17 protein-coding genes, 1 tRNA gene and 3 pseudogenes are annotated in these 25386 nt (G+C 64.7%); 16 read left to right on the plus strand and 5 right to left on the minus strand.

Going from position 1 to position 25386, the window contains the following annotated elements; translation table 11 throughout:
- Window positions 1-57: 57 nt before the first annotated feature.
- Window positions 58-834 carry an imidazole glycerol phosphate synthase subunit HisF gene (hisF, locus tag J7I79_RS16575; protein ID WP_104174912.1) on the plus strand — a complete coding sequence of 259 codons (777 nt, stop codon included), beginning with the start codon at window positions 58-60 and terminating at the stop codon, window positions 832-834.
- 93 nt (window positions 835-927) lie between these two features.
- On the opposite strand, the gene J7I79_RS16580 is transcribed toward hisF, so the two are convergent.
- Window positions 928-1572, minus strand: a complete 645-nt coding sequence (locus J7I79_RS16580) for a TIGR03085 family metal-binding protein (protein WP_214955054.1) — start codon at window positions 1570-1572, stop codon at window positions 928-930.
- A 100-nt stretch (window positions 1573-1672) separates the two neighbouring features.
- Here J7I79_RS16580 and hisI point away from each other — a divergent pair, with 100 nt between their 5' ends.
- The 11 genes from hisI to pyk all read left to right on the plus strand — a co-directional run bounded on the left by hisI (window position 1673) and on the right by pyk (window position 17006).
- Entirely contained in the window at window positions 1673-2146 is a 474-nt protein-coding gene (gene hisI / locus J7I79_RS16585) for a phosphoribosyl-AMP cyclohydrolase (RefSeq protein ID WP_214955010.1), read from the plus strand.
- Window positions 2147-2232: 86 nt separating this feature from the next.
- On the plus strand, window positions 2233-3840 hold the full coding sequence (locus tag J7I79_RS16590; protein WP_214955012.1) for an anthranilate synthase component I: 1608 nt from the start codon (window positions 2233-2235) through the stop codon (window positions 3838-3840).
- Window positions 3840-4502, plus strand: coding sequence for a Trp biosynthesis-associated membrane protein (locus J7I79_RS16595; protein WP_251042879.1), 663 nt, complete (start codon window positions 3840-3842; stop codon window positions 4500-4502). Before J7I79_RS16590 ends, J7I79_RS16595 begins: the two co-directional genes overlap by 1 nt.
- Before the next feature lie 79 nt (window positions 4503-4581).
- The gene (locus tag J7I79_RS16600; protein WP_104174908.1) at window positions 4582-4869 is read left to right on the plus strand and encodes an HGxxPAAW family protein; all 288 of its coding nucleotides are present in this window, start codon (window positions 4582-4584) and stop codon (window positions 4867-4869) included.
- 2 nt (window positions 4870-4871) lie between these two features.
- Complete coding sequence (trpC, locus tag J7I79_RS16605; protein ID WP_214955014.1) at window positions 4872-5690, plus strand: indole-3-glycerol phosphate synthase TrpC; 819 nt, start codon at window positions 4872-4874, stop codon at window positions 5688-5690.
- Between the two features lie 84 nt (window positions 5691-5774).
- A complete protein-coding gene (trpB, locus tag J7I79_RS16610) occupies window positions 5775-7106 on the plus strand; it encodes a tryptophan synthase subunit beta (protein ID WP_214955016.1) in 1332 nt (443 codons plus the stop codon).
- Window positions 7103-7921 (plus strand): tryptophan synthase subunit alpha, encoded by an 819-nt coding sequence (gene trpA, locus J7I79_RS16615; protein WP_181038921.1) that lies wholly within the window; start codon window positions 7103-7105, stop codon window positions 7919-7921. The genes trpB and trpA overlap by 4 nt, the downstream gene beginning before the upstream one ends.
- A gap of 3 nt (window positions 7922-7924) precedes the next feature.
- Window positions 7925-9112: a prolipoprotein diacylglyceryl transferase gene (gene lgt, locus J7I79_RS16620; RefSeq protein WP_214955018.1), complete on the plus strand. Its 1188-nt coding sequence runs from the start codon at window positions 7925-7927 to the stop codon at window positions 9110-9112.
- A gap of 263 nt (window positions 9113-9375) precedes the next feature.
- Window positions 9376-13992: a glutamate synthase large subunit gene (gene gltB, locus J7I79_RS16625; protein ID WP_214955020.1), complete on the plus strand. Its 4617-nt coding sequence runs from the start codon at window positions 9376-9378 to the stop codon at window positions 13990-13992.
- A complete protein-coding gene (locus J7I79_RS16630) occupies window positions 13985-15442 on the plus strand; it encodes a glutamate synthase subunit beta (protein ID WP_214955022.1) in 1458 nt (485 codons plus the stop codon). The genes gltB and J7I79_RS16630 overlap by 8 nt, the downstream gene beginning before the upstream one ends.
- Before the next feature lie 73 nt (window positions 15443-15515).
- Complete coding sequence (pyk, locus tag J7I79_RS16635; RefSeq protein ID WP_214955023.1) at window positions 15516-17006, plus strand: pyruvate kinase; 1491 nt, start codon at window positions 15516-15518, stop codon at window positions 17004-17006.
- 131 nt (window positions 17007-17137) lie between these two features.
- Here the strand turns inward: pyk and J7I79_RS16640 are convergent, their stop codons facing one another.
- Entirely contained in the window at window positions 17138-17743 is a 606-nt protein-coding gene (locus J7I79_RS16640) for an ANTAR domain-containing response regulator (protein ID WP_104174901.1), read from the minus strand.
- 207 nt (window positions 17744-17950) lie between these two features.
- Here J7I79_RS16640 and J7I79_RS16645 point away from each other — a divergent pair.
- A tRNA-Leu gene (locus tag J7I79_RS16645) sits at window positions 17951-18032 on the plus strand.
- 735 nt (window positions 18033-18767) lie between these two features.
- On the opposite strand, the gene J7I79_RS16650 is transcribed toward J7I79_RS16645, so the two are convergent.
- Window positions 18768-19799: a DUF4192 domain-containing protein gene (locus J7I79_RS16650; RefSeq protein ID WP_214955025.1), complete on the minus strand. Its 1032-nt coding sequence runs from the start codon at window positions 19797-19799 to the stop codon at window positions 18768-18770.
- 758 nt (window positions 19800-20557) lie between these two features.
- On the opposite strand from J7I79_RS16650, the pseudogene J7I79_RS24975 reads away from it, so the two are divergent.
- Window positions 20558-20758 (plus strand): annotated as a pseudogene (locus J7I79_RS24975) (AAA family ATPase); the annotation flags it as partial.
- Between the two features lie 191 nt (window positions 20759-20949).
- Here J7I79_RS24975 and J7I79_RS16660 read toward each other — a convergent pair.
- Window positions 20950-21331, minus strand: a pseudogene (locus J7I79_RS16660) (recombinase family protein); the annotation flags it as partial.
- 155 nt (window positions 21332-21486) lie between these two features.
- Between J7I79_RS16660 and J7I79_RS24980 the strand changes: the two are divergent.
- Window positions 21487-21745, plus strand: a pseudogene (locus tag J7I79_RS24980) (DUF4193 family protein); the annotation flags it as partial.
- 14 nt (window positions 21746-21759) lie between these two features.
- On the opposite strand, the gene J7I79_RS16670 reads toward J7I79_RS24980, so the two are convergent.
- Window positions 21760-22668 (minus strand): hypothetical protein, encoded by a 909-nt coding sequence (locus tag J7I79_RS16670; protein ID WP_214955030.1) that lies wholly within the window; start codon window positions 22666-22668, stop codon window positions 21760-21762.
- A 1034-nt stretch (window positions 22669-23702) separates the two neighbouring features.
- Between J7I79_RS16670 and J7I79_RS16675 the strand changes: the two genes are divergently transcribed.
- Window positions 23703-24800 carry an ATP-binding protein gene (locus J7I79_RS16675; RefSeq protein WP_214955032.1) on the plus strand — a complete coding sequence of 366 codons (1098 nt, stop codon included), beginning with the start codon at window positions 23703-23705 and terminating at the stop codon, window positions 24798-24800.
- Window positions 24801-25386 lie beyond the last annotated feature (586 nt).

The following is a 25386-nucleotide window of genomic DNA, read 5'->3' on the forward strand; positions in this document are numbered from 1 at the left end:
CCGGGCCCGCCCAACGGCCCTCACCGAATCCCCTCCAGCGAATCCTCAGGAGTAATCATGGCTGTAGCAGTGCGCGTCATTCCGTGCCTGGACGTTGACGCCGGCCGCGTGGTCAAGGGCATCAACTTCGAGGGCCTCCGGGACGCCGGGGACCCCGTCGAGCTGGCACACCGCTATGACAACGGCGGAGCCGACGAACTGACGTTCCTGGACGTGACCGCGTCATCGGGCAACCGCGAGACCACCTTCGACGTGGTCCGCCGCACCGCCGAGGAAGTCTTCATTCCGCTGACAGTCGGTGGCGGTGTCCGCGGCGTCGCCGAAGTGGACAAGCTCCTGCGCTTCGGGGCGGACAAGGCCTCCATCAACACGGCTGCCGTCGCCCGGCCCGACGTCATTGACGAAATAACCCGGCACTTCGGCTCGCAGGTCCTGGTGCTCTCGGTGGACGCCCGGCGCACCCGCCCCGGATCCGAGCCGACGGCGTCGGGTTTTGAAGTGACCACGCACGGCGGCCGGCAGGGGACCGGCATTGACGCCATTGCGTGGGCACGTGAGGCCGCGGAGCGCGGCGTCGGCGAAATCCTGCTCAACTCCATCGATGCGGACGGCACCAAGGACGGCTTCGACATCGAACTGATCCGCCTGGTCCGCGGTGCAGTCAAGGTGCCCATCATCGCATCCGGCGGCGCGGGCAAGCCCGAACATTTTCCGCCTGCTGTCGCTGCCGGGGCGGACGCCGTCCTGGCGGCGTCGATCTTCCACTTCGGACCCGACGACATGATTTCGCAGGTCAAGACCGCCATCCGTGCGGCAGGCTTCGAAGTCCGCTAGCCAACAGCCTTAAGAAACGCGGGGCCACGTGCGCCGTCATCCCTTGACCGGATGGCGCAACGTGACCCCGCGTTTCCCGTTAAACGGGGTTAGTTAGAGGCCGACTTCAGCTGACTGCAGCAGCGCGACGGCATCCGGCTGGCCTTCGAAGGTGACCAGCGCGTGGCGGGTGCGCCCGTGGGCGTGCATCAGCAGTTCGCCGGGTTCGCCGACAATGGCCACCGACACGGGGGCGCGCTTGGCGACGTGGCGCGGGCCGGACGGACGCACCAGCACGATGCCCAGGTCCACTCCGCGGTACAGGATGGCTGCGCGCTTGACGAGTTCGTCCCACAGCGCGTCTGAATATTCCTCGTCCAGGGCCCGCGGCGCCCAGCGGTCCACTGCACGGCGGACGTCCTCGGTGTGCACGAAGTACTCAATGAGGTTGGAGCTTTCGGCCAGGGCTTTGATCCGCAACGGCGACAGTGCCGGAGGGCCGCCCCGGAAGGTGTTGACCAGGCGGGAGTAGTCCTCGGGGGTCTTGACCTTCGCGGCCAATTTCGCGGTGGCCTCATCGGAGGCTTTGGCCAGTCTCTTGATGATGAGGCCAAGCCCGACGCCGGCCTTGCGTTCGCGCAGGTAAAGGTGCGCGGCGAGGTCACGGGTGTGCCAGCCCCGGCAGAGCGTGGGGGAGTCAGGACCGGCCGCCAACAGGGTTTCGGCCAGGACTTCTCGGGACGGATCGACGAAATGCATCACTTGTGAAACTAGCACGAGAGACCGCGAGTTGCGCAGTGGAGGCGTTGCGAATTTCGAGCTGATCGTCACACTGCAGTGAGGCACTAGACTTGGTCTGATGTCTGAGCAGCCCGCCCCCGCCCCAGTACCTTCTGCAGTGCCCGTTTCGGCACCCGATACTGCACGCGCTGCTGCGCCGGCTGCTGCACACAACGGCAGCGTTCTTCCTGCCGACGTAGCTGCCGCCCTCAAGCGCGACGGCGCCGGCCTGGTGGCCGCCATCGTCCAGCAGTTCGACACCAACGAGGTCCTTATGCTCGGCTGGATGGACGACGAGGCACTGCGGCGCACCATGACCACCGGGCGCGTGACGTTCTACTCCCGCTCCCGCCAGGAATATTGGCGCAAGGGCGATACGTCCGGCCACGTGCAATGGGTCAAGTCGGTTGCACTGGACTGCGACGGCGACGCCCTGCTGGTCCGCGTCGACCAGGTCGGCGCGGCCTGCCACACAGGCACGCGGACCTGCTTCGACGGCCGTGGGCTGTCCGTTGTTGCCGGCGAAGCCAGCGTCACCGGAAACGCCAGCTAGGACGTTCCAGGCCGGGAGCGGCGCAGCCGCCGGCTCCCACCCACAAGATTCAGGCAACACTTACGAAGAGGCGGACAACCATAGCCATGCAGGACCTTGGAATCATCAGCCCGGGCCTCGAGGAATTCCGGGAACTCGCCAGCCACAGCCGCGTCATCCCCGTCCGGCTCAAGGTACTGGCCGACGCAGAGACGCCCATCGGGCTCTACCGGAAGCTGGCGAACGGCCAGCCCGGCACCTTCCTGATGGAATCCGCCGCCGTGGGCGGGGCCTGGTCCCGCTATTCCTTTATCGGCGCCAAATCCCGCGCCACCCTGACCACCAAGGACGGGCAGGCGCACTGGCTGGGCCAGCCACCGGCCGGCGTACCCGTCGACGGCAACCCTGTGGATGCCATCCGGGACACAGTGGAGGCCCTGCGCACCGACCGGTTCGACGGGCTGCCGCCCTTCACCTCCGGCCTGGTCGGCTTCCTCGGCTGGGAAACCGTGCGGCACTGGGAAAAACTCACCAGCCCGCCCGAAGACGACCTGCAGCTGCCGGAACTGGCCCTGAACCTGGTCACCGACATGGCAGTGCACGACAACATGGACGGCACGGTCCTGCTGATCGCCAACGCCATCAACTTCGACAACAGCTCCGAGCGCGTGGATGAGGCCTGGCATGACGCCGTGGCCCGGGTCAAGGCACTCCTGGCCAAGGTCAGCACGCCCGTGGAACAGCCGATTTCGGTCCTGGAACCCGCCGCACTGGACTTTGCCTCCAGCGTGCAGGAGCGCTGGAACGAGCCCGACTACCTCGCCGCGCTGGACCGCGGCAAGGAAGCGATCGTTGACGGTGAAGTGTTCCAGGTGGTCATCTCACGCCGCTTCGAAATGGAGTGCGGTGCCGATCCGCTGGATGTGTACCGGGTCCTGCGGAACACCAACCCCAGCCCGTACATGTACATCTTCAGCCTGGAGGACGCGGCCGGCCGGGAGTACTCCATCGTGGGGTCTTCCCCGGAGGCTCTCGTGACGGTCACGGGCGAGGAAGTCATCACGCACCCCATCGCCGGTTCCCGTCCGCGGGGCAAGACCGTGGAGGCGGACAAGGTGTTCGCCGAGGAGCTGCTGGCGGACCAGAAGGAACGCGCCGAACACCTCATGCTGGTGGACCTGTCCCGCAACGACCTGTCCAAGGTGTGCGTTGCCGGCACGGTGGATGTCACGCAGTTCATGGAAGTGGAGCGGTTCAGCCATATCATGCACCTGGTCTCAACGGTGGTGGGCAAGCTCGCCCCCGTCGCCAAGGCCTACGACGTCCTGAAGGCCACATTCCCCGCCGGCACGCTCTCCGGAGCCCCGAAGCCCCGCGCGCTTCGGCTCCTGGACGAGCTGGAACCGCACCGCCGCGGCATATACGGCGGGGTGGTGGGCTACCTGGACTTCGCCGGCGACATGGACATGGCCATCGCCATCCGTTCGGCACTGCTCCGCGAAGGCCGGGCCTACGTCCAGGCCGGCGGCGGCATCGTGGCCGACTCGGTCAACCCGACGGAAGCCCTGGAAACCGTCAACAAGGCTGCCGCTCCGCTGCGCGCCGTGCACACTGCCGGATCCCTGCACAACATCACTGCCGAGTCCGTTCCGGAGCCGGGACACGCAGCCGGCGGAGACGCCGGCGGCACACCAAGCCAAAGTGCAGGCCGCTGATGGGTGTCCGGGAAGACGGTACCGAGGATGGCGCCGTGCAGGAAGGTGGGGCCATTCAGCCGGCGGCCGCCAAGCGCACCGGGGCCCCGGTGTGGGCGCGGAAGTCCTCACTGGTGCTGATCATTGCGGCCATGGCCCTCGCGGCCTTCGGCAGTACCACCCAGACCTGGCTGACCGTCCACCTTGACCCGGCCCAGCTGGGCCAGGCGGTCAACAGCCAAGACGGCCTGCGGGTGCAGGGCAGCAAGGCAGCCACCACTGTCACCGCGTTGGCCCTGGTGGCGCTGGCGGGCGGCCTGGCCGCCTCGATCGCCGGCCGGATTGCCCGTTGGATCATCACCGCCATCATCGTCCTGGCCTCGGCAGGCATCGTCACCGCGGCCGTCACGGTAATGGCCGACCCGCTCGCCGCTGCCCAGGGCTCCATCGCGGCAGCCACCGGGATCACCGGGAGCAGCGTGCAGGTGAGCGTTTCCGCATTTCCCGCACTCGCCGTCGTCGCCGGAATTCTGCTGGGGCTGAGCGCCCTGCTGATCATCCCGGCGGGACGCTACTGGAAGACCCGGACCAAGTATGACGCCGCAGCGGCCGGCGCAGCCGAGGGCCCGGCGGACGAGATCGACAGCTGGGACAGGCTGTCCCGGGGCGACGATCCCACGTAGGTAGGCCGGGCCCGCCGATGTCCAAGGCACGGCCAAAAAATGGCAGAATGTAAGCAGTATTCATCCTGAGGAGATTTCCATGAGCAAAGCCACTGTTTCCGCATCCAAATCCGCTGCTGCGGAAAACGTCAACACCGGCGTCGACCACAGCGCAGACCTCGGCCACGGCAACAGCCCGGCAGCCTGGACGTGTGTGATCGTTATGCTGATCGGCGCACTCATCGCGTCCATCGCCTTTGTCATCGCCAGCACGCCCATTTTCATTGCCGGCGCAGCCGTGATGGTCATCGGCCTGCTTGCCGGCTGGATCATGCGCAAGGCCGGCTACGGCGTGGACGGCAGCAAGCTGAAGAACTCCGGCCACTAGCAGTGACTGTCCTCGACGACATCAATGCCGGCGCCCGGGAAGACCTGGAGGCCCGCCGGCGCCAGGTGTCCCTCGCTGAGCTGAAGGAACGCGCCGCGGCGGCCGCCCCTGCGCGTGACGCGTGGGCTGCCCTCGGCGGCGATTCCTCGCCGCGGAACCAGCTGAAGGTCATCGCCGAAATCAAGCGGCGCAGCCCGTCCAAAGGCGACCTGGCGAGCATCGCCGATCCCGCCGACCTGGCTGTCCAGTACGCCGACGGCGGAGCTTCCGTCATCAGCGTGCTCACCGAACAGCGCCGCTTCAACGGGTCCCTCGCCGACTTCGACGCCGTCCGCAAGGCGGTGGATGTTCCGCTCCTGCGCAAGGACTTCACCGTTGACGAATACCAGATCTGGGAAGCCCGCGCCCACGGCGCCGACGTGATCCTGCTGATCGTGGCGTCACTGACCGACGCGGAGCTGCGCGACTTCAGCCAGCTCACCCGTGAACTGGGCATGAACGCCCTGGTGGAGACGCACACGGCCGGGGAGATTGAGCGTGCCGTCGCTGTGGAGGCCCGGATCATCGGCGTCAACGTGCGCAACCTCAAGACGCTCGACGTCGACCGTTCCGTTTTCGCCTCCCTGGCCGGCAGCATCCCTCCGGAAGCTGTCATCGTTGCCGAGTCCGGAGTCCGCGGTGCAGACGATGTCCGGCACTACGCCGCGAACGGCGCCAACGCCGTGCTGGTGGGCGAGGCGCTCGTGAGCGACGCAACGCCGCGGGAGCGGATTGCCGAATTTACCGCTGCCGGGGCGGAAGCCATCGCAGCAAGGGTCTGACGACCGGGGCTCCCGCCCGCAGGAAGCTGCGGCCGGGCGCCACCCGATATTTCTTAAGAACAGTGGAACAGGATGGTGAGACCAATGGTCGACGCGCCAACAACCGGCTCTGACGAGGGCACCGCGGACGCATTTCTTCAAGGAGACCGGTCCCTGCGCCACGCGCCAGGTCCCTATTTCGGCTCCTACGGCGGGCGCTGGATGCCCGAATCCCTCATCGCGGCCCTGGATGAGCTGGAGGACACGTTCGAAAAGGCCAAGGCCGACCCGGACTTCGTCGCCCAGATCGCGGACCTGAACAAGAACTACTCCGGGCGCCCATCCCTGCTCACCGAGGCCAAGCGCTTCGCCGAGCACGCCGGGGGAGTCCGCATCTTCCTCAAGCGCGAGGACCTCAACCACACGGGCTCGCACAAGATCAACAACGTCATCGGCCAGGCCCTGCTGGCCAAGCGCATGGGCAAGACCCGCGTGATTGCTGAGACCGGCGCCGGCCAGCACGGCGTGGCCAGTGCCACCGCCGCGGCCCTGCTGGGCCTCGAGTGCGTGGTGTACATGGGCGCCGAGGACTGCCGCCGCCAGGCGCTGAACGTGGCCCGCATGGAACTCCTGGGTGCAACTGTCATTCCCGTGACCAGCGGCTCGCAGACCCTCAAGGACGCCATCAACGAGGCACTCCGCGACTGGGTGGCAAACGTCGGCCACACCCACTACCTCCTCGGTACCGCCGCCGGAGCCCACCCGTTCCCGGCCATGGTGCGGTACTTCCACGAGGTCATCGGCGAGGAAGCCCGCGGCCAGATCCTGGACCAGACCGGCCGGCTGCCCGACGCCGTCTGCGCCTGCATCGGCGGTGGCTCCAACGCCATCGGCATCTTCCACGGCTTCCTGGACGATCCCTCCGTCAGGATCTACGGCTTCGAGGCCGGCGGCGACGGCGTGGACAGCGGACGCCACGCCGCCACCATCACGCTGGGCAAGCCGGGCGTGCTCCACGGCGCACGCTCCTACCTGATGCAGGACGACGACGGCCAGACCATCGAGTCGCACTCCATCTCGGCCGGACTGGACTACCCGGGCGTCGGCCCGGAACACTCCTACCTCGCGGACATCGGCCGCGTCAGCTACGAGCCCATCACGGACTCGGAGGCTATGGACGCCTTCCGGCTCCTCTGCCGCACCGAGGGCATCATCCCCGCCATCGAGTCCGCCCACGCACTTGCCGGCGCCATCAAGGTGGGCCAGCGCCTCGCGGCGGAGGCAAGCAGCGCAGGCGAAGCCGCAGCCGACAAGATCGTGATCGTGAACCTTTCCGGCCGCGGCGACAAGGACGTGGCCACGGCCGCTGAATGGTTCGACCTGCTGGACAAGGATTCCGTAGAGGCCGAGATCGGCAAAGAGGGGGAGCAGCTGTGACCGGCGTTCAGGACATCACCAGCACCAGCAAATCGGCAGCCGCCATCGACAAGGCACGCGCTGAAGGACGGGCAGCCCTGATCGGCTACCTGCCCGCCGGCTACCCCGACGTGGAGCAGACCATCGCAGCCGGTATCGCACTGGCTGAGAACGGCGCCGACCTGATCGAGATCGGGATCCCGTACTCCGACCCCGTCATGGACGGAGTGGTCATCCAGGCCGCCACCACCGAAGCCCTCGCCAAGGGATTCCACGTCCGCCAGGTCTTCGACGTCGTCCGCGGCATCACCAGCAAGACCGACGCCGCCGTATTGGTGATGACCTACTGGAACCCCGTCATCCGGATGGGCGTGGACGAATTCTCCCGTCTCCTGGCCGAGGCCGGGGGAGCCGGACTCATCACCCCTGACCTGATTCCCGACGAAGCCGCTGAGTGGATGGCCGCCTCGGACAAGTACGGACTGGACCGCGTATTCCTCGTGGCCCCGTCCTCCTCGCCGGAACGGATGAAGCGCACGGTGGATGCCAGCCGCGGCTTCGTCTACGCCGTGTCCATCATGGGCGTCACCGGTGCCCGCGAATCCGTCAGCAGCGCTGCCCAAGGCGTCGTAGCTGCCGCGCACGCGGCAGGAGCGGAACGCGTCTGTGTGGGGCTCGGCGTCTCCAATGCGGGCCAGGTCCGCGAGATCGCGGCCTACGCCGACGGCGTGATCGTGGGGACGGCGCTCGTCGCCGCCATCCGCGACGGCGGCGTGGAGGCTGTGGCGGCCCTCACCAAAGACCTCAGCGCCGGCCTGACCAGGGAAGAAGCCTAAACAATGCAGACTGTCCTCCACGCGGCGGCCATGCTCCCCGCCAGTATTCCGAGTCCGGACTGGTCCGGGTTCGACATTCCGCTGCCGTGGGGGTCACTGCGGATCCACGCGTACGCGCTGTGCATCCTGGCCGGAATCGTCGTTGGCCTCTGGCTGACGTCGGTCCGCTGGAACAAGCGTGGCACGCCGGAGGGCAGCCTGTGGGACATCGCCATCTGGGCGATCCCGTTCGGCATCATCGGCGGCCGCCTCTACCACGTGTTCTCGTCACCGGACGCTTACTTCGGGCCCGGCTTCGACGGCACGGGTGACCTTTCCCTGATCCCGCAGATCCAGCGCGGGGGATTGGGAATCTGGGGTGCTGTCCTCCTCGGCGCAGTCGGCGCCTGGATCGGCTGCCGCCGCGCCGGGGTCAAGCTCACAGCGTTCCTGGACGCCGCCGCTCCTGGGCTGCTGCTGGCCCAGGCCGTCGGGCGCTGGGGAAACTACTTCAACCAGGAACTCTTCGGCGGACCCACCACTCTTCCCTGGGGCCTGCAGATCGACGCCGACAACGCGAACTTCCCGGCTGGAATGCCGGCCGACACGCTGTTCCACCCCACGTTCCTCTATGAATCCCTGTGGAACATCGCGGGTGTGGTGATCCTGCTGGCCCTGGACCGGAAGTTCAACTTCCGCCGCGGACGGCTGTTCTGGATCTACGCCATGTACTACACGCTGGGCCGGGTCTGGATCGAAGCCATGCGGATCGACGATGCCGAACAGATCAACCTGTTCGGCATCACCACCCGACTCAACGTCTGGACCAGCATCGTGGTGTTCCTGGCGGCCCTGATCGTGTTCGTGGTGCTGGGCCTCCGCAAGCGCGATGAGCCGGATACCCCGTACCTTGCCGGTCACATTCCGGCGGAGAAGGACGGCGACGCTGACGCCGGGAACGGTGAGGACGCCGAATTGGAGGCAGTTCCTGCGCACGGCAAAAGCATCCGGCATTCGGACAAGAGTGTCTCAGATAGTGAGTCCCGTGGTAATCTCCCAGATAACCAAAGCGGTCCGGGGCACACTTCCGCCCCAACTGAAGCGGTGACGGATTCATCTGTCGGCACCAAGCCCGTCAAAGGCTCGCCGGCAGCAGGAAACCCCGATCACCAGGACTCCGGATCCGCGCCGGGCACTGACGGCACCAAGTAGTCAGTTCCGGCAACCGGGCCGCAGAGCTACCGCTCGCAGCGCCCGTTCCCACAGCGTCGTGGCACCAGGGCCCCGTACCCGTCAGCACAGAGCTGCCGACGGGTCAAGCCCGGGTCAGGGGCCTGCGTAACTGTTAGTTCAGCAGGCCGGGCTGACCTACAATTTCCAGTAAGTAACACTTTGTTGTGCCCATCACACCGGCATCGCGAGTGGGGCCAACGTTGTCCCTTCCATACGCACGATCAGGAGGAAGGACGTCTCCCATGACCCAAACTCTTCACAGCCCCAGTTGGTCCGAGCCGAACCAGCCGGCTGCTGCCATGTCACCGTTCAAACGGTTCGCGGCGCTGCCGGAGGCCGCAGGACTGTACAACCCGGAGCAGGAGAAGGACGCCTGCGGCCTCGCCATCATCGCAACGCTCCGTGGTGAGCCCGGCTATGACATCGTCGACGCCGCCCTGACCGCCCTTCGCAACCTGGAGCACCGCGGTGCCGTGGGCGCCGACGAAGGAACGGGCGACGGCGCCGGGCTGCTGATGCAGATCCCGGACGAGTTCTTCCGTGCCGTCACTGAATTCGAGCTTCCGGCGCCCGGACAGTACGTCGCCGGTACGGCCTTCCTTCCGGCCGAGCAGCGCGAAGCCGATGCCGCCAAAGCCGGCATCGAAGGCCTCGCAGCCGATGAGGGCCTGACCGTCCTGGGCTGGCGTGAAGTCCCGATCGTGGCCGACCTTGTCGGTGCCATGGCCCGGGCCTGCATGCCGTACTTCTCCCAACCGTTCTTTGCCTCCAGCACCGGGGAAGTGCTGGAGCGCAACGAACTGGATTCCCGGGCCTGGCGCATCCGCAAGCGCGCCCAGAACAAGTTCGGCGTGTACTTCCCGTCGCTGTCCTCCCGGACCATCGTCTACAAGGGCATGCTGACCACCGCGCAGCTGGAGCCGTTCTACCCGGACCTCTCGGACAAGCGCTTCAAGACCAAGCTCGCGATTGTCCACTCGCGCTTCTCCACCAACACCTTCCCGTCCTGGCCGCTCGCGCAGCCGTTCCGCACCATCGCCCACAACGGTGAAATCAACACCGTCAAGGGCAACCGGAACTGGATGCGTGCCCGCCAGTCACAGCTGGCCAACCCGCTGCTGGGGGATTCCCCCGAGGAGCTGTACCCCATCTGCACCCCGGGTGCCTCCGACTCGGCGTCGTTCGACGAAGTGGCCGAGCTGCTCTGGCTGTCGGGCCGGCCCATCACGCACTCGATCATGATGATGATCCCCGAGGCCTGGGAAAACCACGCCACGATGGATCCGGCCCGCAAGGCCTTCTACGAATACCACTCCCTGCTGATGGAACCGTGGGACGGCCCGGCCGCTGTGTCCTTTACTGATGGCAGCCTGGTGGGCGCAACCCTTGACCGCAACGGGCTGCGCCCGGGGCGCTACTGGATCACCGAGGACGGACTGGTGGTCTTCGCCTCCGAGGTGGGTGTCATCGACGTCGAACCCTCCAAGGTGGTCAAAAAAGGCCGCGTCTCGCCGGGCAAGATGTTCCTGGTGGACACCGAAGCCGGCCGGATCATCGACGACGAAGAGGTCAAGGCCGAAGTCGCCGCCGCCAACCCGTGGGCGGAGTGGGTCAAGGACAACCTGATCGACCTCGACGAGCTGCCGGAACGCGAGCATGTGGTGCACACGGCCGCGTCCGTGAACATCCGCCAGCGGACCTTCGGCTACACCACCGAGGAACTGAAGATCCTGCTGGGCCCGATGGCCCGGACCGGTGCCGAGCCCCTCGGCGCCATGGGGTCCGATACTCCGGTGGCCGTGCTGTCCAAGCGCCCGCGGCTCCTCTTCGACTACTTCGTGCAGTCCTTCGCGCAGGTGACCAACCCGCCGCTGGACGCCATCCGCGAAGAGCTGGTCACGTCGCTGATGTGTGCCATCGGCCCGAACGGCAACCTGCTGGACACCAAGCAGGTCCGGCAGCCGCAGGTTTCACTGCCGTTCCCGGTGATCAACAACGACCAGCTTGCCAAGATCGCCAACATCGAAAGCCCGGACGGCGACAGGATCGCCATGAAGGTCCGCGGCCTGTACCGCCCCGAAGGTGGCGAAAACGCCCTGCGTGCCCGCCTGACCGAAATCTGCGAGCAGGTTTCCGGTGCCATCAACCGCGGCGTGCAGTACGTGGTGCTCTCTGACCGCGACTCGAACGCCCAGTGGGCGCCCATCCCGTCGCTGCTGCTGGTTAGCGCCGTGCACCACCACCTGCTGCGCAGCGCCAACCGGACCAAGACCGCCCTCGTAGTCGAGGCCGGCGACGTCCGCGAGACGCACCACGTGGCCGTCCTGATCGGCTACGGCGCGTCCGCCGTCAACCCGTACCTGGCCATGGAATCCGTGGAACAGCTCATCAGCAGCGGAGACGTTGTTGGCGTGACTGCCCAGGACGGTGTCTACAACCTGATCAAGGGCCTCGGCAAGGGTGTCCTGAAGATCATGTCCAAGATGGGCATCTCCACGGTTGCCTCCTACACCGGTGCGCAGACGTTCGAAGCCCTTGGCCTCGGCCAGGAGTTGGTGGACGAATTCTTTGCCGGTACCCACTCCCAGCTCGGCGGCGTAGGACTCGACGTCATCGCCGCTGAAGTGTCCGCGCGGCACCAGATGGCCTACCCCGAAGGCGGCATCGAGCAGCCGCACCGCCCGCTGCTCGGCGGCGGCGAGTACCAGTGGCGCCGTGACGGCGAACCCCACCTGTTCAACCCGGAGACGGTTTTCCGGCTGCAGCACGCCACGCGTGAACGCCGCTACGACATCTTCAAGTCCTACACCCGGGGCGTGGACGACCAGTCCGAGAACCTCATGACCCTTCGTGGGCTGCTGAAGTTCAAGACCGATGCGCGTCCGGCGGTACCGCTTGAAGAAGTGGAGCCCGTCTCCAGCATTGTGAAGCGCTTCTCCACCGGCGCCATGAGCTACGGGTCCATCTCGAAGGAAGCCCACGAGACCCTGGCAATCGCCATGAACCGGCTGGGCGGCAAGTCCAACACCGGTGAAGGCGGCGAGGACGTGGACCGCCTGCTGGATCCCGAGCGCCGCTCGGCCGTCAAGCAGATCGCCTCGGGCCGCTTCGGCGTCACGAGCCTGTACCTGACCAACGCAGACGACATCCAGATCAAGATGGCACAGGGTGCCAAGCCCGGCGAAGGCGGCCAGCTGATGGCGCAGAAGGTGTACCCCTGGGTTGCCCGGACGCGCCACTCGACCCCCGGCGTCGGACTGATTTCCCCGCCCCCGCACCATGACATCTACTCGATCGAAGACCTCGCCCAGCTCATTTATGACGCGAAGCGCGCCAATCCTTCGGCCCGGGTGCACGTCAAGCTCGTTTCCGAGGTGGGAATCGGAACAGTTGCCGCCGGTGTCACCAAGGCGAAGGCCGACGTCGTACTGGTTTCCGGTCACGACGGCGGTACCGGCGCCTCGCCGCTGAACTCGCTCAAGCACGCCGGTGTTCCGTGGGAGCTGGGTCTCGCAGAGACCCAGCAGACCCTGATGCTCAACGGCCTGCGCGACCGCGTGGTGGTGCAGGTGGACGGCCAGCTCAAGACCGGCCGCGACGTCGTCATCGCCGCGCTGCTCGGCGGCGAGGAATTCGGCTTCGCCACGGCACCGCTGGTGGTGGAAGGCTGCATCATGATGCGCGTCTGCCACCTGGACACCTGCCCGGTGGGCGTCGCGACGCAGAACCCCGAACTGCGCGCCCGCTTCAGCGGCAAGCCGGAGTTCGTGGTCAACTTCTTCGAGTTCCTGGCCGAGGAAGTCCGCGAAATCCTGTCGGAGCTCGGTTTCCGCAGCATCGAAGAGGCCATCGGCCACGCCGAAATGCTGGACACCCGTGAAGCGATCAACCACTGGAAGGCCGAAGGGCTGGACCTGGACCCGATCCTGCACGGACTCGAGTTCGACGACGACGCTCCGCTGCGCAACCTGACCGGCCAGAACCACGAGCTGGACAAGCACTTCGACCAGCGGCTCATCACCATGGCCGCCGAGGCGCTGACCGACCGCAGCCCGGTGAAGATCGCCGTGGACGTCATCAACACGGACCGCTCCGTCGGCACCATGCTGGGCCACGTCGTCACCAAGACGTTCAGCACGGACGTGCTGGCCACGGACACGATCGACATCACGCTGACCGGAACCGCAGGCCAGTCGCTGGGCGCCTTCCTGCCCGCCGGCATCACCCTGCGTATGTACGGCGACTCCAACGACTACGTGGGCAAGGGCCTCTCCGGCGGCCGCATCATCGTCCGCCCGGACCGCACCAATGTGTTCCAGGCCGAGAGCAACGTGATCGCCGGTAACGTGATCGGTTACGGCGCCACCAGCGGCGAGATGTTCTTGCGCGGCCAGGTGGGCGAACGCTTCCTGGTCCGTAACTCCGGCGCCACGGCGGTTGTCGAAGGCATCGGCGACCACGGCTGTGAGTACATGACCGGTGGCCAGACCCTGATCATCGGTCGCACGGGCCGCAACTTCGGCGCGGGCATGTCCGGCGGAACGGCCTATGTGCTGGACCTGCGGACCACCCGCGTGAACAAGCAGGCGCTGGAGTCCGGCGAACTGCAGCTCCGCGAACTGGATGCCGAAGACCGCGACATCGTGCACGGCCTGCTGGTCAAGCACGTCGAGGAAACCGAATCGCAGCTCGCGGCACGGCTGCTCGAGAACTTCGATGACACCGCTGCCCGCATTACCAAAGTCCTGCCGCGCGACTACGCGGCCGTATTGCAAACCCGTCTTGACGCGATCGAAGAGGGCCTGGACCCCGATGGCGAAGAAGTATGGTCTCGAATCCTGGAGGTGACCGGTGGCTGATCCACGCGGATTTCTGAAAGTACGTCAGCGTGAAACCCAGCCGCGCCGTCCCGTTCCGGTCCGCATCATGGACTGGAAGGAAGTCTACGAGGCTCAGGAAAAGGGTGTCCTGAAAAGCCAGGCCGGCCGCTGCATGGACTGCGGCGTGCCGTTCTGCCACCAGGGCTGCCCGCTGGGCAACCTGATTCCCGAGTGGAACGACCTCGTGTGGCGGGACAAGGGCGAGGAAGCGATTGAGCGGCTGCATGCCACCAACAACTTCCCCGAATTCACCGGCCGGCTGTGCCCGGCTCCGTGTGAGGCCTCCTGCGTGCTGGGGATCAACCAGCCCGCAGTGACCATCAAGCAGGTTGAGGTCTCCATCATCGATGAAGCCTTCGACAACGGCTGGGTCAACCCGCTGCCGCCGACCCGCCTGACCGGCAAGACCGTGGCAGTGGTGGGCTCGGGCCCCGCAGGCATGGCCGTTGCCCAGCAGCTGACCCGGGTGGGCCACACTGTCGCTGTTTACGAACGCGACGACAAGATCGGCGGACTGCTGCGGTACGGCATCCCCGACTTCAAGATGGAAAAGGAGCAGGTTGACCGCCGTCTTGAGCAGATGAAGGCCGAAGGCACCCGCTTCCGGACCGGAGTCGCCGTCGGCACCGACGTGACCTGGGAGCAGCTCCGCCGCCGTTACGACGCCGTGGTTGTTGCCACCGGCGCCACGGTGCCGCGCGACCTGCCCATCCCGGGCCGCGGGCTCGATGGCGTCCACTACGCCATGGATTACCTCGTTCCGGCCAACCGCGTGGTGGCGGGGGAGCAGGTGGAGAAACAGATCCACGCCAAGGGCAAGCACGTTGTGATCCTGGGCGGCGGCGACACCGGGGCTGACTGCCTTGGTACCGCCCACCGCCACGGCGCCGCCTCCGTGACCACTCTCGCGATCGGCAAGCAGCCGTCCGTGGAGCGCACCCCGAACCAGCCATGGCCCACGTTCCCCACCCTCTTTGAGGTTGCGAGTGCACACGAAGAAGGCGGCGAGCGTACGTACCTTGCCTCTACCGTGGAGTTCGTTGGCGAAAACGGCAAGCTCACCGGTGTGAAGGTTGCCGAGACTGAATTCGTGGACGGCAAGCGGCTTCCCAAGGCCGGCACCGAGCGGATCATTCCCGCGGACCTGGTATTCCTGTCCCTGGGCTTCACCGGTGCAGAGCCTGCCGGCATCACCGAGCAGGTCCACGCCGAATTCGACGGCCGCGGCAACGTGGCGCGTGACGGCTACTACATGACCAACACCGAGGGTGTGTTCGTTGCCGGTGACGCCGGCCGCGGGCAGTCGCTTATTGTGTGGGCCATCGCCGAAGGCCGCGCCTGCGCGGCGGCTGTTGACAAGTTCCTGATGGGAACAACGATCTTGCCTGCCCCGGTTGCCCCAACCGACCGGGCGATCGCCGTTCTCTAGTCACAAACGGGGGACCACGGAAGTTCACCTGCGGTACAACTCCAAACCAGAAACACACCAATAGGGTAGGTATATGAGACGCGCTAAGATCGTGGCAACATTCGGACCGGCCATTTCCAGCTTCGAGAACACCCTCGCAGTTATTGAAGCCGGCGTCGATGTTGCCCGCATGAACATGAGCCACGGAGACTACTCCGTGCATGACGGCACTTACGAGAACGTCCGTAAGGCCTCGAAGCAGCTGGGCAAGCCCGTTGCCATCATGGCCGACCTCCAGGGCCCCAAGATCCGTCTTGGCCGCTTTGTCGACGGCCCGCACGAACTGTTCGTCGGCGACATCTTCACCATCACCACCGAAGATGTGCCGGGCACCAAGGAGATCTGCTCCACCACGCTCAAGAGCCTCACCGACGACGTCAACGTCGGCGATGCGCTGCTGATCGACGACGGCAAGGTGGCGTTGCGCGCCATCGAGGTCGACGCCGTTAAGGTGGTCGCCCAGGTGACCGTCGGTGGCATGGTCTCCAACAACAAGGGCATCAACCTGCCCGGCGTTGCCGTCAACGTTCCCGCCCTGAGCGAAAAGGACGAGGACGATCTCCGCTGGGCCATGCGCCGCGGCGTGGACATGGTTGCCCTCTCCTTCGTCCGGGACGCCTCGGACATCAAGCGCGTTCACGAAATCATGGACGAAGAAGGCAGCCGCGTGCCGGTGATCGCCAAGATCGAAAAGCCGCAGGCCGTGGAGCAGTTGCACGAGATCATCGACGCCTTCGACGCCATCATGGTGGCCCGTGGCGACCTTGGTGTGGAGCTTCCCCTCGAAGAGGTGCCGATCGTCCAGAAGCGCGCCATCGAACTGGCCCGCCGCTGGGCCAAGCCGGTCATCGTCGCCACCCAGGTGCTCGAGTCCATGATCGACAACCCGCGCCCCACCCGCGCTGAGGCCTCCGACTGCGCCAACGCGGTGCTCGACGGCGCCGACGCAGTGATGCTGTCGGGCGAGACCAGCGTGGGCAAGTACCCGATCGAAACGGTAAAGGTCATGGCCCGGATCATCGAGTCCACCGAAGTCCACGGCCTTGAGCGCGTTCCTCCGCTGGGCACCAAGCCCAAGACCCGCGGCGGCGCCATCACCCGCGCCGCCGTCGAAATCGCCGATCAGCTGGACGCAAAGTACATCTGTGCGTTCACGCAGTCCGGTGACTCCGCGCGCCGGCTCTCGCGCCTGCGCCCGATCAAGCCGGTCTTCGCCTTCACCCCGGTGGAGCACGTCTGGAACCAGCTCGCGCTGACCTGGGGCATTCAGCCGGTCCTGGTCCCCATGGTGGACCACACGGATGAAATGACCGCACAGGTGGACCGCAGCCTGCTGGAACTGAACCTGGTGGAAGACGGTGACCTGGTGGTCATCGCCGCCGGTTCCCCTCCCGGAAGGGCCGGTTCCACGAACTCCCTGAAGGTCCACAAGGTGGGCGACCTCGCTGACACCACGTTCGTGGGCGAAGCTGCCAGCAACAAGGAAAAGCTCGGACCGTGGCCGGAAAAGAAGAAGAAGGCCTAGTCTTCTAGACAAAAGGAAGGATCCCCGCCAGTTGGCGGGGATCCTTCCTTTTTTGTCTCTGCCTACCGGCCGGCGGGCCGGCTGCCGACCCGGCAGCCCGCCGTCGTGCGGTGCCTGCCGGGCCGGTGTGGTTAGTTGACCTGGTTGATGATGGTTTCGGCGACCTCGCGCATGCTGAGGCGGCGGTCCATGGAGGTCTTCTGGATCCAGCGGAAGGCCTCGGGCTCGGTGAGGCCCATCTTGGTGGTCAGCAGGCTCTTGGCGCGCTCCACGAGCTTGCGTGTGGCGAACTGCTCCTGCAGGTCCGAGACCTCGTTTTCGAGGGCCTTGATTTCTTCGTGGCGCGAGAGTGCGATCTCCAGGGCGGGGATCAGGTCCGCTGGTGTGAAGGGCTTGACGACGTAGGCCATGGCGCCGGCGTCGCGGGCGCGCTCCACGAGTTCCTTCTGGCTGAAGGCCGTCAGGAGCACGACGGGGGCGATGCGGGCCTTGACGATCTTTTCGGCGGCCGTGATGCCGTCCATGACGGGCATCTTGACGTCCATCAGGACGAGGTCGGGCTTGAGTTCCTCGGCGAGTTGGACGGCCTTCTCGCCGTTGTCCGCTTCGCCGATGACGTCATAGCCTTCGCCCCGGAGAATTTCGATGATGTCCAGGCGGATAAGGGTCTCGTCCTCGGCGACAATCACGCGGCGGGCCGGCTGGGTGTTGGGGTTTGACTCCGTCTGTTCTGACACGGGAACTCCTTGAAAGGTACGGCGGGAACTAGTCCATCTTAGTTGTGCCCGCTGTTGTACTTGGAACTGCTTGGGTTCGTTGCGGCGGCGCTGGCGCGATTCTGGAATTCAGCCTATCTGCATGTAGAGTAATTTCGCGCACTGGAAGCGATCGCGTTGCTCACAACGGAGCTGTGAGCTTAAGATTGTTACTTCGGTGTAATCCGCGCCCGAGTGGCGGAATTGGCAGACGCGCCGCACTCAAAATGCGGTATCGAAAGGTGTGTGGGTTCGAGTCCCACCTCGGGCACAGTGTTTTTCCCTCGTCAGGGGAGTTTTTGCGTTAATGTGTGGACATTGTCCCACTGCGGGTCCTGACACTGGCCGCGGACTGTGCCTGGCGCCGCGGTGACCTGTTCGGTTATGTGGGAGGCGGGTTCAGGGTCTTGGCTCGTGGGCCCTCCGCCTGCTGGGATCTAGGGTCCTTCGGACCTCCTCTCGAGATCGCTGTGGTGGCCAGTTGGTCTATCACCTATTCATGGGCTGGGGTTGTACTGACGGCATGACTAGGACGAGTTTTCTTCGAGATATTTCTTCGTTGTTCGAGTCTGTTGGGCGCCTCGGTGACCGCTGCGGCATGCGTTGGTCCGGCCAAAGGAGTGTGGACAGTGTCCACACCATCTCTCAGTGATTCGCTGGCTCATCCGAGGGCCCCCAGTTTGGCTGATTTCCGCTGACATAACTTCATGCACTTTGGCCTCAGTAACGACATGATTACCACGAAATGCACCGGCGTGCCACGCAATTCGCAGATCTAAGGCTGCTGATCGATGGACCCGTTGTCGACCGGAAGAGGTGCGCTGTTGGCCAAGGGTCCGGTCCAAGATGCTGCATCGGCTGGTTTCAGGGCTGCGTTGCTGACCTATCCCTCCGCCCACTACGCGCAGGAGTGGAATTCTGATCCGGAGGGGTGGGATGCGGCGGTGTTCGACTGGCTCCGGAACGAACCGTTGTCGTCTGCCGCCGTATCCCCATGAGTTCGGGCTTATGACGCTTCGAGGCCCCAATGCCGGAAGGCGCGGTCTTTGTCCATGTTCCAGCCGGCAACCATTCCGGAGCCGATCATTTGGTCGCTGAGCCTGGCCAAACGATGGGCGGGGTCGGCTTCGAGGGCGAGTTCCAGGAACTGGTGGGCTTTGCTGCCTCGGCCTTCCCACCAGTTGACGAAGGCGATGGCGGTGAGGATGGGTGCGGAGTGTTTGGTGCTGCTGTGCGTGTACGCGTGGAGCAGCAGCTGCTGTGCCCATTCGACCCGGGACCACTGAGGGGTGCCGTGCGTTTGGGCCAGGAGAACCCGGTCCATCGGTTCGTCGATTCCGGGGATATCGGCCATGAGCTGGTCCCTGATCGCGGGGACCTGGAAGTTGGCAATCAGGCTGATGGTCTCATCGTCATCCGGATAGGAGACCGCGTCCAGCATGCTGTCCCAAAGTGTCCGGGCTTGTTCGAGCGCTTCGCCTGCGTTCATAGTGTGAATTGCTTTCACACGGTCATTGACGGCGTCTGCTGTGCGGGCTTCTTTGGTTGAGGCGGGGAGGGTGATGCGGTTTGTCGGTTCGATGGTGCTGCCGCGGTAGACGAATTCGGCGTTGATCTGGCTGGACTGGGTCGCCGTCAGCGGCAGTGTCAGTCCGTCCCGGGGATCGCCGTCGTACGGGGAAACGGTCTCGTCTCCGACCAGGAGCCCGTCGCGGATGGTCATTCCGCGTTCGGCCAGCGCACAGGTCAGTGCTGCGATGGTGGCTGCGTGCGGTTTGGGTTGCCCGGGTTTCTGGGGCTCGGAGGTGTACACCGCGAAGAGCACATTGGCGGCGCCGGTGTCGTGGGCGAGGTAGTCGGCGACGGTGCGTGCGTACCTGATCCCGCCCTCGCGGATGGGGAGGTCAACCCTTAGCGTTGCACCGACACGGTTGGCGTCCAGGGTGATGCACACGAGGCTCTCGTGCGGCCAGAACCCGAGCGTGTGCCCTACGAAACTGAGGACATCGGCAGGGGTCTTGATGGTGAGCGGTTCCATGTTCCTTCTCCTTCAGCGGCTAACGGGCACCGGATGTGCCTGTCAGAGTTCGGCGTCGTTCTGATAACGGAGCCACCGCTGGGTAAGAGGGTCCGCAGTGCAACTTGGGGAACCGGGAGCGATCCAGAATTTCGCGAGGAAATAAGCGACGGAGGAGCGCCGAACGAAACTTTGGGTCGTGAGCGGCGCGAAGCGCCCTGGCTGCGCGGAGGACCCGCCCAGCGATGATGGGGATCAGAATGACAAACAGCGAAGATGCTTCTGGTCGTTCATGGCTACGGGGGAGTGGGGCGGCATGACTGCTGGGGTAGAGGGCTCTCGCACTTGTCCAAAGCGCTTTGGCTAGTCGGGGGTTGCGATGCGACACGGCCGGCACGGCCGCAGGAGGCTTCTTCAGCTATCTGATGTCGCAGAACGACTCGCTTGGACACTGCAAGGACGGATATCCAGGCGCTACATAGGACCTGTGACCCACAAACCAACTCGGGATCACCGATAATGACCCTTTCGTCAACTAGTCCGTGAACAACCGAAGCATGTTGTTTTCATGGGCGGCGTCACGGAAGCGCGTCCGACGCTGATGATCTTTAGGTGGAAGTTGGAGATGCCCTCGGACAGCTAGCCAAACGGCCCGACTGAGGCGCTGTTTCACGACTGGTCGCCATTGTTGGCCGTGGAGCTTCCCTTAAGGGCGGGTCAGCTACGGCACCGTTTCGGCCACAATCCCGTTATCCACTACCTTGGTTAGACACGGCTTGGTGTGCGCGGCGACTATATCGACGCTAGCACTAGGCGTCGAAACATGGGGGCAAGAATTGCATATCAACCGCATTACCATCTCTGGATTCCGTGGTCTGGAGACGTCGGTTTCAATCAGTGAAGGTTTGGCGCTGATTGCCGGACCTAACAACGCAGGTAAGACCTCGATCATTGATGCCATCCGATCGGCGCTGCTACCCTTCAGCGACCGGCAGGGCGACCGTTGGGTTGGGGCGTCCGACTTCACCCGGCCCGTCACAGCCGTCCGCGAGCCGGTAGTGAACGACATGCCTCCCACTAACTTGTCCTACATGTACCCCGGGGAAGTGGTAGGTGCGAGTCACGCGGCAGAAAACCGCCTTGCCGGGCTCCCCTCACGCATCCTGGATCCGCGCTGGCGTTCACGGATCAAGGATCGTTCAAGTTCAGCGAAGGCGCCCATGACCGAGCGCATGAGGTTCGCCATGGGGGAGTCCTCGCCGGTGAAGCCCTGCCGTTCTTTGAGGAACTCCACCCGCACCCCTCGCCGGGTGAGGCCCTGCACCAGGGAACGTAGGTCATCAAGGTTCCTGGCAAGCCGGTCCATGCTGTGCACAACCACCGTGTCGCCGAGCACGGACGAACCGCAGCAACTCGATCAGCGCCGGCCGGACGGCGTCCCTGCCGGAGGCCTTGTCGGTGAAAAACCGGTCCAGAACCTGGCCCTCGAGCTGGCGCAATTCATTTTGGTCAAGCGTGCTTACCCGCACGTATCCGATTCGCCGTCCATTCACGGCGGCCTCCAACCCCTTGAGTGTGAGATCGAGTGTCGGGGCGCACATGGAAGAACGTCAAGAGACGGCGTAGCGGCTGTCGATCAGCCCTCGTTCCGGCGTGAACGGGAGAACGGATCCGACGGGAACAACCGCAGTATGGTGTACGTTGCTCTCTGGTCAGGAAAGAACCGGCGGAGAACAGAAAAGAGAACCGCCTCACGTGGCTACCGACCGACGTAGTCCGCTCCGACGTCAAGGAATCCCAGGACCGCTCCCTGGAGGCCTTGAAGTCCGCCAGCGCACCGGATGCCCGCAGTGTCGTCACCGAGCTGGACGAAGCCGACGCCCTCGCTGACTCCCGGCGGGGAAATTGTCTCCAAGGAACTCCCCGTCCAGGTCATCCCGCAGGGCGCGGACGAGATCACCTGCCACATCCAACAACGGCGTCAATCAGACTCGAACGACCAGCGGAAACCGATCATAGTTCCGGCCAGCTTTCTGGCCACTTTTGTGACTGACCCGTCGGTGCCCAGCCGAACGGGCTCCTCGGAGATCACTTGCCCTTCCAGTCCCGCCCACTTGCACCACCAGACGCGGGTAGGCAGGCGATCGTGATGGAAGCTAACGCAAATTTCGAGCGTCTCCACACCTGTGGTGGCGACGCCTCTTCGGAACTCCGGGGGCGGAGTGGAGACGTATAGGAAGTGTGTCAGGTACTCCAGCGACACGGTTTCGCCACGCAGTACGGGCTCGTCCAACCTGATGTTTACAGCGGTGAGTTCACTATTTACTTTGTACGGCTTCCCCACGACCCGGGCCCCACGCATCGGCTCGACGGACACCGCATCAGTATTGGAAATGAAGGGATAGAAACTGAGCCTGTCGGTGGCCTCCAAGATGAGGTTTGTCCGGTGTTCATGGGGAATCCCGTCAGGGCCGAGCCGGTGGATCTCTTGAGCTGTCACAGTTCGATAGTCCCGAGGGGGCGGAACGCCGATCTCCTTCGAACCTAAGAGTGTGACGCCGCTGCCATCAAGGTCCGTTGCGCTCCATAGGTACTGGGCATCCTCGGGCGTCATTGCGAAACCGGCGATGAACCACCGGAGGGTCTCGCCGCTAATCGACCCGGGCCGGGGACCGATGGCCCGGCTCACTCTGTCTTTGAGCTGTCGTGGTGTTTGGTCAAAGCCGTCTTCCCAAGCCTGCTTGGCGAGCACTTCGCAGACCGCCTTCTGGTTGAGCCCCGCACTCATGATTCTCGTGCCAGCCTTAGCTTTCCACCTCCTGCGGTAGGTGGGCCTGTCCAGTAACAGTTCGATGAGGCGTCGGTTAATTTCGGCGCTTCTACTTTCCATGTGTCGCCTCTCTGAAGGGCATGCCTCCCGCGAGACAGTGTTGCGACATTTTAGCGACAAACACGAGACTGCGGGGTGCGACCCTTCTTGCATCGGTAGGACCTGAAGGCAAAATGCCGCAGGCAGCCGAGTCAAAAAGGAGGCAGACAATGGCCAGTCTGAACGCGGCGCCCACCGGACGCCCTTCCGCTACACCTCTGGACCGCCGAAACGTCAGGGGCCTAATCGCCCGTCTTGGGGTTGTCGCGGCACTACTGGTAGGGCTCATCGCGGGTGGCGGCGGTCTTGCTTCCGCCCAAGCAGCAGAGGCTTCCCACGGGATGGTTTCGGCTTCAACTGCCTTGGCCGCACACCCTAACCCAGTGATGAGCGTTGGCGCTCCAGCCAGGACGGGCGGGGCCGTACCAGCGGTTAGCTACCGCCCGGGCGCTGGGTGGGGACAGATCGACATCCTTATGGACGAGTATGAAACGGCCATGGTGGCGAAGTCCTTTTGGGGCGGCAGCGTCGTATGCTGGCCTGCGGCCGTAGCTGGTTTTGCTGGCGGATTTGCCGGGTCGGCGGGTGCCTTTGGAGCTTGCATCACCATGGCAACTGTCTGCGCAGCGCGCGCTTACCTCTCACAGCCCAGAAAGCGTGCAGCAATGACTATGACCGTCTGGGGTTATGGCTGGTGCTGGAAGTATTGAACCGCTGAAGAGGAAAAGGGGCTGGCTGAAGCCGGCCCCCTTTTTGGTGCGAAACGGCGAGGCCGGGCTCTCGGAGCAGCGCCCGTGCCCAGCTGAACGCAAGGTCCAGTTCGATCCAGGCCATGATTCCACCTTAACTGGGCTTTCGGTGATCTTGCCCAATTTGTCCAGACACCATCTGGACAAATGCCGAAGCAGATATGGTCCCAACTTTCCTACCCCTGCCGACAGGGGAGACAAGGCCAAAACAGGGCGTGCCGAACTGTGCTTTCCCGGCCGCGCCTCACCCTGTACAGTGGGATTCACAAGATTCACAAGATTCACAGACATTCACAGGGAGCGCCCATGGAAAACCCGTTTCGCCCAACAGCAGGGGCGGCCCCGCCCGATCTGGTCGGGCGCGGGGGAGTGCTCGACGAGTTCGCCTACGGACTCCGCCTCGGTTCAGGGGCCCCGGGCCTCTTGACAATCTTCACCGGAGCGCGGGGAATCGGCAAGACCGTCATGCTGGGCGCAGCCGAAGACCTGGCAATAGCACACGGCTGGGCGGTCGTTTCCGAGACGGCCACCGGAGGGTTCCTGAGCCGGATTGGTGAGGCAATGCGTCGGCTGACCGATGAACTGGGCGATGGACCCACAGGCCGGCGCGTCACGGCATTGTCGGTTGCCGGCTTCGCCGTCACGACTCAACTCGCTCCTGAGGAGCAGGTGGACTGGCGTGTCCGCGGCTCGAAGCTTCTCCGTTTACTGGCGCAACGGGGTACCGGCCTGGTCATCACTGTTGACGAAATCCATGCCGCTGACCGCACGGAGCTTTCCCAACTTGCAGCCGACGTACAGCACTTCATCCGCGAGGGCCTGCCTATCGGACTGATCTTCGCCGGCCTACCGGCCGCAGTCTCCGACCTGCTCAATGAAGGCGTCGCCACGTTCCTGCGCAGGGCGGACCGCATCGACCTCCATGCTGCTTCGATCGCCGAAGTCGAACGTTCCTTTACCGAAACCTTCGAAGGCGCCGGTACGATTCTGGGCGGAGATCTGGCCAGGCAAGCGGCCGAAGCCACCGGCGGGTATCCCTTTCTGATCCAACTCGTTGGCTACTACCTCTGGCAAGAAGCGGAAAAGGCCCCTGCAGGCCTGGACGTCGCAGCCGTCGACCGGGCAGTCATGGCTGCCCGTCGACGAAACGAACGCGTGGTCATCGAAGCTGCCCTGTCAACAACCTCCGGGAGAGATCGGGACTTCCTGCAGGCCATGGCAGGGGACTCCGGACCCTCTTCCACCGCGGACATCGGGAAGCGAACAGGTATGCGGCCCAACGCCGTGGGAAACTACCGAACCCGATTGCTGGACGCCGGGCTCATAGAACCTGCAGGACATGGGCTTGTCGACTTCGCAATCCCGGGATTACGCGAATACCTGACCCGGCGTCCCGCGCATTAGCAGATGACCGCGGAATTACAGCGCTGGCACCCCATCATCACCAAAGCGTGCTCTGCAGGCCGCAGCCTGGCTCCTGCTCCAGCCACCGGGAGGACCCTGACGAGCCCCGGCATAGACCGCGTCGAAGACCCGCCAACGGGATGACGGTCCAGACTGGCCCCACCATCGGGGACGCTGGAGATTTGTTTTGCGGGCTTCGACTGCGACGACGTCCCTGCTCGTTGGGCGTCGATGCCTCTGATGAGATACGCAGCTTTACATAACGTCGATTATCGGCGTTCTAGGAATACCTGGAGAGGGCCGCGATAAATGTCATTCGAACCCCCTCTGAAAACGCCAAGACGATCCGGGTTTTCCGCGAACTCCCTCCCAGTCCACGTTCGTGAGGTTGAGATTGTTGTCGACCGCCCGGAGTTCCCCGTCGACAAAAGTCGTGCGATCAAGCAGCGAGTTCCCCAGGCCAGGAAGGCTTAGCACGCTGCGCAGCCGAACTTAGTTGACATAACTCTGCGCGGTTTGGTCCCATCCACCCCATTTGGCCCACGCCTAGCTGTATTAACCACCGACGTTAGTGACGGTCGGCGTG

The sequence above is a fragment of the Arthrobacter sp. ISL-69 genome (genome assembly GCF_018613775.1).
Taxonomy (GTDB): domain Bacteria; phylum Actinomycetota; class Actinomycetes; order Actinomycetales; family Micrococcaceae; genus Arthrobacter.